This window comes from Bacteroides faecium, from assembly GCF_012113595.1.
Classification (GTDB): domain Bacteria; phylum Bacteroidota; class Bacteroidia; order Bacteroidales; family Bacteroidaceae; genus Bacteroides; species Bacteroides faecium.
Genome location: NZ_CP050831.1, coordinates 417,808 through 431,381, shown reverse-complemented (window position 1 = coordinate 431,381; position 13,574 = coordinate 417,808). Strand labels below are relative to the sequence as shown.

The 13,574-nt window shown below is 41.0% G+C and carries 9 protein-coding genes; 8 read left to right on the top strand and 1 reads right to left on the bottom strand.

The features are described 5' to 3' along the window. Window positions 1-256: 256 nt before the first annotated feature. From BacF7301_RS01735 to BacF7301_RS01720, 4 genes are read left to right on the top strand one after another with little or no spacing between them, the layout of a single operon-like run. Window positions 257-1,420, top strand: a complete 1,164-nt coding sequence (locus BacF7301_RS01735; protein ID WP_167959693.1) for a thioredoxin family protein — start codon at window positions 257-259, stop codon at window positions 1,418-1,420. Between the two features lie 29 nt (window positions 1,421-1,449). After that, window positions 1,450-4,722, top strand: coding sequence for a SusC/RagA family TonB-linked outer membrane protein (locus BacF7301_RS01730; protein ID WP_167959692.1), 3,273 nt, complete (start codon window positions 1,450-1,452; stop codon window positions 4,720-4,722). Window positions 4,723-4,749: 27 nt separating this feature from the next. After that, window positions 4,750-6,228 carry a RagB/SusD family nutrient uptake outer membrane protein gene (locus tag BacF7301_RS01725; protein ID WP_167959691.1) on the top strand — a complete coding sequence of 493 codons (1,479 nt, stop codon included), beginning with the start codon at window positions 4,750-4,752 and terminating at the stop codon, window positions 6,226-6,228. Between the two features lie 14 nt (window positions 6,229-6,242). Beyond that, on the top strand, window positions 6,243-7,589 hold the full coding sequence (locus BacF7301_RS01720; protein WP_167959690.1) for a TlpA family protein disulfide reductase: 1,347 nt from the start codon (window positions 6,243-6,245) through the stop codon (window positions 7,587-7,589). A gap of 137 nt (window positions 7,590-7,726) precedes the next feature. On the opposite strand, the gene BacF7301_RS01715 is transcribed toward BacF7301_RS01720, so the two are convergent. Continuing rightward, window positions 7,727-8,020: a hypothetical protein gene (locus tag BacF7301_RS01715; protein WP_167959689.1), complete on the bottom strand. Its 294-nt coding sequence runs from the start codon at window positions 8,018-8,020 to the stop codon at window positions 7,727-7,729. Between the two features lie 206 nt (window positions 8,021-8,226). Between BacF7301_RS01715 and BacF7301_RS01710 the strand changes: the two genes are divergently transcribed. The 4 genes from BacF7301_RS01710 (at window position 8,227) to tnpC (ending at window position 13,303) form a co-directional block, all read left to right on the top strand. Beyond that, on the top strand, window positions 8,227-8,676 hold the full coding sequence (locus BacF7301_RS01710) for a helix-turn-helix domain-containing protein (protein WP_022139446.1): 450 nt from the start codon (window positions 8,227-8,229) through the stop codon (window positions 8,674-8,676). A gap of 31 nt (window positions 8,677-8,707) precedes the next feature. Further along, window positions 8,708-10,468 (top strand): ATP-binding protein, encoded by a 1,761-nt coding sequence (locus tag BacF7301_RS01705; RefSeq protein WP_167959688.1) that lies wholly within the window; start codon window positions 8,708-8,710, stop codon window positions 10,466-10,468. A gap of 642 nt (window positions 10,469-11,110) precedes the next feature. Next, entirely contained in the window at window positions 11,111-11,620 is a 510-nt protein-coding gene (gene tnpB / locus BacF7301_RS01700; RefSeq protein WP_073347688.1) for an IS66 family insertion sequence element accessory protein TnpB, read from the top strand. A 69-nt stretch (window positions 11,621-11,689) separates the two neighbouring features. Continuing rightward, entirely contained in the window at window positions 11,690-13,303 is a 1,614-nt protein-coding gene (gene tnpC / locus BacF7301_RS01695; RefSeq protein WP_167959613.1) for an IS66 family transposase, read from the top strand. Window positions 13,304-13,574: the final 271 nt, after the last annotated feature.

Sequence of the window (13,574 nt, the reverse complement as noted above, 5' to 3'; positions counted from 1 at the left end):
GTGTATTAGGAAATGAGAGGAGAAAGATTGCGGGGGGGAGTGAAGTCGAGGGGGCTTCGCTCCCTTTTTTGTTTGTAATATTCAGGGTAAGCAGTGGATATGGCTACTTTTTTATCCTTTTATATTTTTAATGTGTATTATATTTCAATAGTAATAGTAAAATGATTAGATTTGCGCCGATTTATTAATAGTTTTAAGGTAAAAGAGCAATTTATAAACTAAGCACACAATCAAATTCTTAACCAAATAATAAAGCATGAAGAGAAATTTGTCTATTTTAATTGCATGTATTTGTGCAATTTCCTTAAGTGCGCAGAGCGCAGGTATTAACTTTCTACACGGTGTCACATGGACGGAAGCCGTAACTAAAGCAAAAGCAGAGAATAAACTTATATTCATAGATTTCTACACTCAATGGTGTGGACCTTGTATGAATATGGCGCAGACTGTCTTTTCTTTGCCGACAGTAGGGTATTATTACAATAATACGTTCGTCAATCTGAAAATAGATGCGGAAGAAGGCGAAGGAGTTACGCTGGCAAAGAAATACGGAGTACGCAGCTATCCTACTTATGCGTTCATTGACCCTGCCACTGAAGAGATTGTTCATAGAAGCAGCAGCCGTCAGTCGGCCGAGCAGTTCATTCAGACAGGAAAAGATGCCACGATACCTGCACAACGTTCTTTCTATTTACAGGAACAATATGCGAACGGTAACAGAGAACGTGCGTTTTTAATCAATTACATCAATTACAATCACTCCGTTTATGCGCGTGATAATGTTCAGAAAGCATTTGAAGAATTGTTGAAAGGCGGCGCCAAGTTGACAGACCCCGATATTTGGGCAGTCTATGTGAACAATATCTCAGGCATGACCCCTTATCTGAAACAAGTGTCGGACAATTATGCGGACTTCTGCCAACGTTTCGGAAAAAAAGCGGTGGATGCAAAGTTGGCAAAAGAAACAACCTACGGTGATCTGGCTGCTATTGAAGCTTTATGTGATTACGAAGGAAAAGACTTCAATTGTAAAATGATTCGTATCAACAACAGCGTTAACGCAAAGAACTATGATGCTGCCGCAACTCAGATTGACGCAATGATTGCAGATCCAAATGTCGACCAGCAGGAACTTATCTCCCGGCTGAAATTTATTGCACGTTTAAGCTATAAGGTAGACGAACTGCCTGATGCATGGTTTTACAAATGTGTAGACTATTTGAGATATATCGCTTATAATCAGAAAGACAGGGATGATGCTTATATTCACCAGGAATATGCGTCTGCTTTGGAGATGGTGGTTCGTAGGATGAATGACAAGCAAGCGGTTCCGGCTTATATCATTGCTTCACCGACACACGGCAAGACAGTTTATAACATGCGTCCGGATGCATTGAAAGCAAAGCCCAAACGAAAATAACATAAACATATTTAATTAATTGCTAGAATATGAAAGTAGCAAACATTACGAAGCGAAGTAGTATATATGGCTTACTCGCTTTAAGTGCTATGTCGTTTTATCCGGTTTCTTCTGCTTATGCCGAGCAGATGAAACATAACGATACGACAATGGAAGTGAGCCAGAAGAAAGTAAGGATTACTGGTGTGGTGAAAGATGAGAACGGAGATGTAGTTCCCGGAGCCAGTATTATAGTGAGAGGCACTAATAATGGTACGGTCACTAATATAGACGGACAATTCTCACTGAATGTTGAGGCGGGGAACACGTTGGTGGTGTCTTTTGTGGGATATACCAACGCCGAGTTGAAAATCACTCAGGACAAGTCTAATTATATAGTTGATTTAAAACCAGCAAGCCAATTGTTGGACGAAGTGGTAGTGACCGGTTATCAGACAATCTCGAAAGAACGCGCGACAGGTTCTTATGCTATCATGACACCGAAAGATATGGAAGGAAAACTCCAGACCAATATCCTCGACAGGATGGAAGGAAAGGTTGCGGGGTTGGACCTGAGAGTGACATCGGATAAGAATCTTGCGCCTTCTATACGTGGAGTATCAACCTTGGTTACAGGCAAACGGGCACCGCTGTATGTAGTAGATGGCATTCCTTATGAAGGAGAGTTGGACGCTATTAACCCTGCCGATATTGTTAATGTGACAGTGTTGAAAGATGCTACGGCAGCTTCTATCTACGGAGCCCGTTCGGCTAACGGTGTTATTGTAATCACTACCCGTTCCGGTGAAAAAGGTAAAACCCGTGTCAGTTATAATGGTAGCGTCAAGTTTACACCGCTGCCTTCACATAGCTATATGAACCTGACCTCAAGCGGTGAACTGGTTGACTTGATGCAAGAACTTTTTGGATATTATCATAATCCATATCAGCCTACTGATGCACGTTCTACGAATGAAATTTATTTGTTGATGTATAAGCGCGAAGCGGGTGAAATAGCTACTGATGCGGAGTTGCAGTCACAGCTCGATGTATATCGCAATCGTGATAGTTATTCACAGATTAAGGACGAACTTCTGCGCAAAGCTGAGATTACACACCAGCATAACATATCATTCAGTGGCGGTTCTGATATTTATAAATATGCTTTATCGGCAAACTATCAGGAAAATCTTCCTTACGAAAAAGAGCAATCCAACCAACGTATCGGCTTTAACTTAAAGAACCAGTTTGATTTCTTTAAATGGTTGCAGGTTAATGTAGGTATTATCAATAGCAACTATAAAGCAGATTACGATAATGGCTTTCAAGGATTTAGTAATTTGTATTCAAAACCCTACCGTATGCTTCGCAATGAAGATGGTACTCCTGCCGTATGGACTATGAGCCGTACACAGGCATCTATTGACGAATTAGTCGCTAAAGGGTTGTTTGATGAAACTTACCGTCCGTTGGATGAGATAGACAAGGCACACTATAACAATGAAAAAAAATATCAGAATTTGAATGTTAGTGCCAAATTCAAGATTATGCCTGAATTGAATTTATCGATATACTACCAAAATGAAAATACTTCTATTTATAATAGTCAGTATTATGATGTAAATTCATACACAATGAAGTCTGCAATAAATAGTGCGACTGTCATTAAAGGCGGAAATGTAACCAATCATATTCCGGTAGGTGGGCGTCTAAGTGAGACTTGGAATAAGAATAAGTCATATACATTCCGTGTACAAGCGGATTTTAATAAGGAATTTGGCAGACACGATGTGCAAGTGCTGGTTGGTGCTGAGAGAAGGCAGGTAAAGACACAAAGTTCATATTATACCAAATGGGGCTATGACCCGCAAAGCTTAACATGGAAATCATTTAATGAATTACAGCTTGGGACGGGTATCAGCGGAACACAGGATTTATCCGGCAGTTATTATTTCAGAGGACCTTATGACGCGTTTTCTGATACCGATGACCGCTATGTCTCATTCTATGGTAATGCGTCTTATTCGTTAGACCATCGTTTGTCTGCCACCGGTAGTGTTCGTATTGACCAGTCAAACTTGTTCGGTACAGACCCCAAATACCAATATCGTCCGTTGTGGTCAGCCGGATTGCATTATGTAGCTTTAGAAAACTGGCAGTGGATTGATCGTCTGGCTGTACGTGGAACGTATGGTATCAATGGTAATATTGCCAAAGACAGCGGCCCGTATATGATAGCTACAACTAATTCGCGTCCCAACTCCTACACGAATGAATATTACTCGTACATCTCTACTCCCCCCAATCCGACTTTGCGTTGGGAAAAGACAGGAGTATTTAACCTCGGCGTTGATTTCAATCTTCTGAATAACCGTTTGAGCGGAACAATCGAGTTCTATAATAAAAAGACAGTAGATTTGTTGGGGCAACGGAAAACCGACCCGACTTCCGGTTGGAGCTCTTTGCAGTTGAATTACGGTCAGATGTATAATCGCGGTGTGGAAGTTACTTTGCATAGCGAAAATATTCGTACACATAGCTTCAGTTGGTCTTCTGATTTCATCTTCAGTTATAATAAGAACAAACTGACTCAAATAGAAAATTCGGGAACTTCAGCTCAGAGTTATTTCGGTTCTTTGCAGAATCGTGAAGGTTATCCTATGAATTCTATATTTGTAGTACGTTATGCAGGTTTGGATAAGGAAGGTTTGCCGCAGGCTTATAAAGCCGACGGAACCATTGTCAATAGTTACGCTTTGTTAAAGCCGGAGGACTTGGAATATGCAGGAACTACCACTCCACCTTATTCCGCTTCTTTATCAAACCGGATTACTTACAAGGGATTTGATTTGGATTTCATGTTCATATTCTATGGCGGTCATAAATATAGAGATGTTGCAGCAAGCAGTATGTTCACAATGTATCCTGTGATGAACTCTACCAGTGCGATAGACCGTGACCGTCTTAACTTCTGGAGACAGCCGGGTGATGAGAATGATCCGAACATGGCTCCTGCCTTCCTGTATAAACACAGCCGTTCAGGCCTGGTACAATACCTGTGGAGTGCGGCGGATAAGCATATCCAAAAGGGAGATTATATTAAGCTGCGCGACCTTTCTATAGGATATACATTCCCCAAAGTATGGATCAAGAAATTCTTTATACAGAACCTTCGCGTAAACCTGCAAATTCAGAATTTGTGGTATTGGGCTGCCAATGACAAGAATTTAGATCCGGAAGTATGGTCAGGAACAAGCCTTTCGCCGTCCAGAGGACAGCACATTCCTGCAACTTACACAATCGGGCTATCAGCTAATTTTTAAAAACAAAATTTGAATAGTAAGAATAATATGAAAATAACAAAATATATTGCTATTGCTTGTGCTATCATATCTTTAGCTTCCTGCGATGACTGGTTGGGCAATAAACCGAAAGGTTATACTATCCCCGAGACTTATGCTGATTACGAAAAGTTAATGGCTAATCAATCTTTGTTCAATGTCCTGGATCCTTATCTTGTTTATTTCACTGACGACCCTATGATGGTGGAAAAAGGTGAAACGACAGTTGAGTGGTTCGAATATATTGGTAAAAAAGACCATGAAAGGAATATCTTCTCGTTCCAGCCGGGACAGGTGTATACACCCGGAAACAGTGATGCTATCTGGGAAGATGCGTATTCCAACATTTTCAACTACAATGCTATTATAAATAATGTATTAAGCTCCACAGGCGGTAGTGATGCCAACAAGCGCCGTTTGCAAGCTGAGGCATTGGTAGGTCGTGCATTCGAATACTTATGTCTGATTAATGTCTATGGAAAACATTATGATGCTTCTACCGCAGCTACGGATTATGGCGTACCTTTGGTGTTGAGTGAAGAAGTAGGGGGTGGTAAGTATAAGCGTCATACAGTTGCCGAAGTTTATGAACAGATAAAAGAAGATTTGGAAACAGCTTCCGCAAGTTTGGCTGACAAAAGATCGTTCCCTTTCTATCCTACAAAAAATGCTTGTTATTCAGTGTTGTCCCGTATGTATCTGTACATGGGCAATTATAGTGAGGCTTTGAAATATGCCAATATGATACTTTCTGATCCGCAGAATATTCAGTTAATCGAATATAAGAACTATAAGAAGATTGACGGAACTCAATGGAGAAATATCGTAACGGATGACGAAAACGAGACACAGTTCCCTGATGGACAATATGGTTTCCCAAGCCCGGAACAGCTTTATACCCGTTATGTTAGGAACCACACCTTTAATAGCGTAGCTGAAAGCGAAGACCTCCGTCAGGCTTTTGCCAAAAACACAGATACAGAGGCAGGCGAAGTGGATTTGCGTGAGGATTTATTTTTCCGTTCCGACTGCATGAATCGGGGAGCGGGTATGGAATACTTCAAAGGATATACCGTTTATACAGCATGGATACAAATCAATGCAGGGACTTCCATTCCTGAAATGCTCCTGACTGCGGCAGAATGTGAAGCGCGCGTGGGATCTACTTCCAAAGCTATCGGCTACTTGAATACTTTGCGTGCATCCCGTATCAAAAATCATATTGCATATAATGCTGCGGACTATACAGATAAACAAAAAGCATTGCAATTAGTACTTGACGAACGTCGTTGTGAGTTCGCAATGATAGGATATATGCGATATGTGGATTTGCGGCGTCTGAACAAAGAGCCTCAATTTGCAAAAACGATTGTCCATAAAGTGGGAAATGAGACATGGGAACTTCCGGCGAATGACCCGCGTTATATTATGCCTGTTCCCCAAAATGTATTGGAATATAATCCGGACATTCCTCAGTATGAACGTTAATAGACAGAAATAATATGTACAAAATAACATCAATGATGGTACTCGGCTTAGCGCTGAGTGCCTTCACGACGGCAGAAGCCGCCAAACTAACTTTCAAGATAACCAATCCCAATGAAACAGCTAAGGTGGTATTAACCTTTGCCCAAAGTAATGAACAAAAGGAAATTGCGATAGATGCAGCCGGAAACGGAAGCATCGAAATCACAGACTTCGCGCCGCAATATGTAACCATGCAATATACTCGCGGACGCCGCACCCTTTATCTGGACCCTAAACAGGATCTTACTCTCTCGTTCAACAGCGATGATATGTGGAAGAATGTCACCTTCGCAGGAGAAGGGGCAGCTATCAACACTTACTTGGGAAGCGGACAACTCAATTCGTTAGGCATGCCCGATATGAAAATGCAGGAAGATGCCATCTTGCACAGGGGGGATAGCCTGTATGCGGCTAATTGCCAGGTGTTGGAGTCCGCACAGCTACCTGCCGGCTTTACCGCACTTGAGAAGGTACGTTTGCAGTATTACACTTACTATTATCTTCCATTGTATGCTTCTTATCATTCTTATTACGGAAAGGATGAAGACTACACTCCTTCGGAAACATTCTATAAAAAGCTGAAAGCACTAACCCCGATTGACGCCAAACTGTTGGCTCTGAGAGAATACAAAGCATACCTGCCCGGTGCTGTTACAGCTTTGAGCCTCGAAGGAAAAACAAACGATTCAAAAGTGATTGAACAACGTGTCCATTATGTGGATTCTGAAATAAAAGATGCGGAAGTTGCAGAATTTCTGATGAATGAATTCGTTTATGGCTATGTAGAGAATAGCGGCTTGGACGATGCTGACAGCCTGATTGCCATGTTCCGCAAGCATGTGAAAGATGCGCAGTCTATAGAAAAGTTTAATACACTTTGTGGCAAATGGGAAAAGCTGAGATCGGGTAATCCGTCCGTTAGTTTCTCTTATACGGATATAGATGGTAAAACCGTTTCCATGGCTGATTTGAAAGGCAAGTATATCTACATTGACGTATGGGCTACATGGTGTGGCCCTTGCCGCGGAGAACTTCCTTCATTGAAAGAACTGGAAGAAAAATATGCGGGCAAGTATATTTACTTTGTCAGTATGTCATGCGATAAAAACAAGAAAGCATGGGAAAACATGGTAAAGAAAGATGAACTGAAAGGAATCCAACTTCACATGGGTACTGACAGGTCGTTTATGGATGCCTATCTTATTAATGGTATCCCCCGGTTTATCCTGTTAGACCGTGAAGGAAAAATTATCTCTGCTAACATGACACGTCCTTCGGACTCCAGAACAGCAAAGAAGTTTGATGAATTATTAGGTCTTTAATAATTCCTTTTACTTTCTAAGTATAAGGTTTAATTGAAGATAATTCAGAAATGAAGAGGGTTCGCTTTACAATTTAAAGCGAACCCTCTTTGAGATAAAGAAATTGGTTAGGGCATTTATATATTAGGGATGAGGATTTATTTTTTAGTTAGATGTTGAGTGAATATTTCTTCTGATTTATAATCTTCTGCAATCTGTTTTATCCGTTCATTGGTTTGGTTTAGTATCTCATACAATTCTGTTTCATCGAAACAATCTCCCAGTTCTATGGCAGGTGTCAGAAATTCAGGTCTGTTATCTCCTTCTTTCTCATGGATTATAATTACGATTTTTCCTTCTTGATTCGTGGAAAACAAAATGCCGTGTTTTCGGATTAACTCAATAAATTCTTTTACGAACTTATATTCTTTTCTTGTTAATATTCTTTCCATGGTTTTCTGTTTGTATGTTGTTTGCTGCAAAGTTCGTGTTTTTTTCTATAATCAGGCTGTTTGGAAGTATTCATTTTATTACTTTTGACCGGTAGTAATATTCCTTTTATCCATATTATCACATCTATTCGTTTTTTTCGTATATTTGCTTCGAGCGAAACTTTTCATTTGTATATTTGTTGGATTTTAAAAAGAAGAAATCAAGAATGGAAACAGAAGAATTGACTATTGGGAGAGTCCATCACGGACGCAATATACGTCGTACCCGTATTGAAAAGAATATGAACCAGGAAGGTTTAAGTGAATTGGTACACCTTTCACAACCTGCTGTCTCTAAATATGAGAAGATGAGAGTGATTGATGATGAAATGTTGCAGCGTTTTGCACGGGCATTGAATGTGCCTTTCGATTATCTTAAGACTTTAGAGGAGGATGCGCAGACGGTGGTGTTTGAGAATATTACAAATAATGGTAATGCAGGGACGAATGCTAATATTGGATTCGTTGATGAAGTTGGTGAGGACAATAGAGTAAACAACTTTAACCCTATCGACAAAATCACCGAACTCTATGAACGTCTTTTAAAAGAAAAGGATGAAAAGTATGCAGCTTTAGAACGTCGTTTGCAGCATATTGAGCAAAGTTTGCAGAAATAAGAAGATAGATGATATTGAAAGGAATCGCAATATGATGAAACAAATACCATACGGAATAACGGACTTTGGACGAATTCAGAAAGAGAATTATTATTATGTGGATAAGACAATGTTCATTGAAAAAATAGAGATGCAACCGCCTTATCTGTTTCTGATCCGTCCCCGTCGATTTGGGAAGAGTCTGACTTTGGCTATGTTGGAAACCTATTACGATATTAGTTATGTCGAACAGTTTAATGAATTGTTCGGGCATTTATACATAGGTCAGCATCCTACCAGGCTACATAATAAGTTTCTCATCATGCGGTTTAATTTTTCTGAAGTAAGTTCTAATGTCAATGAGGTAGAGCACTCGTTTAAACTTCATTGTTGTAACAAGATAAAAGACTTCGTATACAAATACGAACATTTGTTGGGAAAAGAAATTTGGGATGTTTTGGATGAGGATACCCAAAAAGTCCCCGGTGCTTTTTTATCGGCAGTCAACACCTACGCCAGTCGTAAAGGAAATATCCGAATTTATTTGCTTATTGATGAATATGATAATTTCACTAATACCATTCTTTCAACTTACGGTACAGACTATTATCGGAAAGCAACGCATGGCGAAGGTTTTATCCGCGGCTTCTTCAACGTGATAAAATCCGCTACTACAGGAACCGGCTCTGCTCTTGAGCGATTGTTTATCACTGGCGTGAGTCCTGTAACGATGGATGATGTCACTAGCGGTTTTAACATCGGAACGAACATTACAAATGACTCCTGGTTCAATGATTTGGTTGGCTTTAGTGAGAAAGAGTTGCGTGAAATGTTGGCGTATTATAAAGAGCAAGGAGTTCTTGAAGAATCTGTAGATGAAATTATTGCCATGATGAAACCCAATTATGACAATTATTGCTTTAGTGAAGATACATTGGAACAGTGTATGTTCAATTCTGATATGGCACTTTATTTTCTGAAATCTTTTGTTCTTCATCATAAAAAACCAAAAGAGATTGTAGACCCTAATATCCGTACCGACTTCAACAAACTGACATACTTGATAAAGCTTGACCACGGATTGGGAGAGAACTTTTCCGTTATAAAGGAAATAGCCGAGCAAGGAGAGATTACTACCGATATCGTCACTCATTTTTCTGCATTGGAGATGACGGATCCCAGTAATTTCAAATCTTTGTTATTCTACTTCGGGCTTCTTTCCATTAAAGGTGTTGATATGGTGGGAAGACCCATCTTGCATGTCCCGAATTTAGTTGTAAGGGAACAGCTTTTCAACTTCCTGATTCAAGGATATATCAAACATAATATCTTTAAGATGGATATGAACAAGATGGCTGCTCTATTTGAGGATATGGCTTTTCGGGGAGATTGGAAACCTCTTTTCGATTTTATAGCTGATGCTATACGTGAGCAGAGCCGCATCCGTGAATATATTGAGGGTGAAGCACACATTAAAGGTTTTTTGCTTGCTTATTTAGGGATGTACCGTTATTATCAACTCTATCCGGAATACGAATTGAATAAAGGTTTTGCAGATTTCTTCTTCAAGCCTAGTCCGTCGGTTCCCGTGATGCCGCCGTTTACCTATCTGCTTGAAGTGAAATATGCGAAAGCCGGTGCTTCGGAAAAAGAGATACGTACCCTTGCCGATGAGGCGCGCGAACAGTTACTTCGTTATAGTGAAGACGAATTGGTAGCGGGAGCCAAGGCAAAAGGTGGACTGAAACTGATTACAATTGTATGGCGTAGTTGGGAGCTTGTATTATTGGAAGAGACTACTCTTTCTTTATAATATGGATCAGCGGTTGAATTTGAGTAAAACTGTACGGAAATAAGTTGAATCATATTTCCCATAAAAAGTTTTTTTTGATTTTACCCTCATACTCTCATAAATCGTTTGAACCCCTTTATTCATCGTAGTTTCAGCTATGGGAGCAGGACTTTATATCTCCCTGATAGTAACTTTTACTCTCATACTGAATTTTTACTTTTAATATATAATACATTTATAATCAGTATAATATGTATTTTCTTGTGATAAGTCAACATACTCCATGTTGACTGCTTTTTGTGCTTTATTTGCTTCGTGTAGCCTATTATTTTATGTTTGTTTCGGTTTCAAGTAGCTGTTTTTATCCTTTTTCTCCTATATATCATACGTCAACCCCTTATATATTATATGTCGTTTCCTTATATCTTATATGTCAATCCTTTGGTATTCTTATGTTTTCCCCTAATCATGTATAAGGGCTCACAACTGTGAGCTTATTTGTTCACATATGTAGATATATTTATCTACGGCTGTTAGCCTGTTTGTTCACAATAGTGAGCCCTTGACAATGCCTAAGGGAAGAGTAAGTATTCGGCCTTGTGCGTGTTTGTTTCCCTTGTTTTCCTTCCTACCTTTGTGACTTCATAATTATCTTACTCCATTATGTGTTCAGTCTTAGTATTTTCTAATGAAAGTGAAAAGCTGCGTAGTCTCTTGTCTGAGTCTAATCATTTTGATTCTGTTCTTTTCATATTTGATGGTGGTCGTCGTTATAAAGTATCGGCTTCCAGTCTTGGTATCCATTCCCCTCAGGACCTACTTCTCCCTTTAGGTCTTGGTCTTTTCCGTAGCAGTCCTTTCTGGTCTTATTACCTTTATCCCCAAGGTTGTAATTTCCATAAAGGAATTGACGGTCTTTGTGGTGAGGTCATCCGGCACACGGGTTCTTACGTGTCAGAGCAGAGCTGCCATATTTTTCTTGACCGTTCCCGTAGCAGGTTGCATATCCTTTATCGGTGCGACGATGAATACCGTCTGGAATGCCGTCGTCTGAACCACGGTTCTTTCCTCTTGAAAAAGGACGAACGGAAGAGGGATTTTCTTCAAATTTCCTGGAATCGCCTGAATGAGCTGCTTACTGTTAAAAAGTATCGGAAAACAGTTGAAAAGTAATCTCCCGTCCTATAAGCCGTACAGCTTTATTTTGATAACTTTGCCACATAATAAAAAAGTGGATATACAGTGAAAGAACCAGTCATTACCCTTACTTTGGAAGAGTACGAAGAGTTGCGCAAGGAACGTGAACGTCTTGAAAAGGAGCATGCGGAACTTCAGAGAAAATACGAAGCCTCTTTGCAGGAGTATTCCCGCCAGGCCGGGGAAATCTCAGCCTGTACAGCCGTCATAGCTGACTTGAGATGGAAATTGGCTGACTTGACACGCCGTTTATGGGGTAAATCCAGTGAAAAACGTCATCTTCCCGAAGATGCCAGCCAATTGAGCATCTGTTTCGAATCCCCGTCCGATGTCAATGACCCGGTAGCGGAAGAACAGAAAATAGCTGAGAAATCTGTCAAATCGGAGAATGGTTACAACCGTTTCCGTAAGAGCTTCACCCAAAAGATTACTCCCCACGCCCGTAAGCCCATCGACCCGTCCCTTCCCCGTGAGGAAATCATCATTCCCATGCCGGAAGGTCTTTCCCTGGAGGGAGCGACAAAGCTGGGGGAGGAAGTGAGCGAACAATATGCCGTCAGCCCTGCGCGATTCTATGTGAGACGCATCATCCGCCCTAAATACCGACTTGCCGACGGTCGTATCATGACTGCTCCCATGCCCGTAATGGCACACCCTCACAGCAATGCGTCGGAAAGTATACTGTCCCACATTGCTACCGCCAAATATTACGATCATCTGCCTCTGCACAGACAGCTGGACATTTTTGAGCGTGAAGGCATCCATCTGAGTCCTTCCACCGTAAGTAACTGGATGATGGCCGCCGCACAGCGTCTGGAGCCGGTCTATAATGAGCTTCGTGAACTGGTCAAGGACAGTTATTACGTCATGGCCGATGAGACGCCCCATCCCGTACTTGAAAGCGACCGTCCCGGTGCCCTTCACCGCGGGTATATGTGGAACTTCTATCTGCCCCGGTTCCATACCCCCTTCTTTGAATATCACAAGGGACGTGGCAGCAGTGGAATAGACACACTGCTGGCAGGACAGGTCCGGGTGGTACAGAGTGACGGTTTTGCAGTATATGACGAGTTCGACACGCTACCCGGAAAGTTGCACCTGTGCTGCTGGGCACACGTCAGGCGCAAGTTTGTGGAAGCGGAAGGAAATGACCCTCCCAGAGCAAGGCATGCACTTGAACAAATAGGCAGACTGTATGCTGTGGAGGAGAAAATCAGCATAGAACATCTGGAAGGCGGGGCTGTAGTAAAGCTTCGCCGGGAAGAATCGTACCCTATTATCAAAGGACTGGAAAAATGGTGCAAGGAGGAATATGAACATACGGTTGAGAAATCGCCTATTGCCAAGGCCATATTCTATATGTACACACGATTTGAACAACTGTCCGGATATGTCAACGATGCACAATTCTGCATTGACAATAATCCGGTGGAGCGTTCTATAAGACCATTGACTTTGAACAGAAAAAACACTCTTTTCTCCGGTTCACATGAGGCGGCACATGCAGCGGCAATATTCTTTTCACTGATGGGATGTTGCAGGGAAAATAAGGTGAACCCAAAACTATGGATGCAGGACGTGTTGATCAGGGTACAGGAGAAAGAAAGAGAAGAGAAAAACGACTACTCCGATTTACTGCCATTTAATTGGAAAGGATAAACAAGATAATTTAGTAAAGTCAAAAGCCAGACGAAGTATGTCTGGCTTTTGACTTTATTATAGCTTGGAGAGAAATACGCAAAAGGCCGAATGCTTACAGGGAAGATGTATAGATGCCTAAGGAAAGATGTCCGGATATTAGTGGGATGACCTCTTGATGCCTGCTTTGTGTGTTGTAAAGTACCGCTTGATACTATGTAATTAAGCGGTGCATGACTTCATGTTTACCTTGAAATATATTGCCGCCTAATGTTTTTTTCGTTTCAGAAGT

Excerpts from the sequence above, each read along its gene's own strand:
- BacF7301_RS01735 (WP_167959693.1), top strand. The coding sequence starts at position 257 with ATGAAGAGAAATTTGTCTATTTTAATTGCATGTATTTGTGCAATTTCC.
- BacF7301_RS01730 (WP_167959692.1), top strand. The coding sequence starts at position 1,450 with ATGAAAGTAGCAAACATTACGAAGCGAAGTAGTATATATGGCTTACTC.
- BacF7301_RS01725 (WP_167959691.1), top strand. The coding sequence starts at position 4,750 with ATGAAAATAACAAAATATATTGCTATTGCTTGTGCTATCATATCTTTA.
- BacF7301_RS01720 (WP_167959690.1), top strand. The coding sequence starts at position 6,243 with ATGTACAAAATAACATCAATGATGGTACTCGGCTTAGCGCTGAGTGCC.
- BacF7301_RS01715 (WP_167959689.1), bottom strand. The coding sequence starts at position 8,020 with ATGGAAAGAATATTAACAAGAAAAGAATATAAGTTCGTAAAAGAATTT.
- BacF7301_RS01710 (WP_022139446.1), top strand. The coding sequence starts at position 8,227 with ATGGAAACAGAAGAATTGACTATTGGGAGAGTCCATCACGGACGCAAT.
- BacF7301_RS01705 (WP_167959688.1), top strand. The coding sequence starts at position 8,708 with ATGATGAAACAAATACCATACGGAATAACGGACTTTGGACGAATTCAG.
- tnpB (WP_073347688.1), top strand. The coding sequence starts at position 11,111 with ATGTGTTCAGTCTTAGTATTTTCTAATGAAAGTGAAAAGCTGCGTAGT.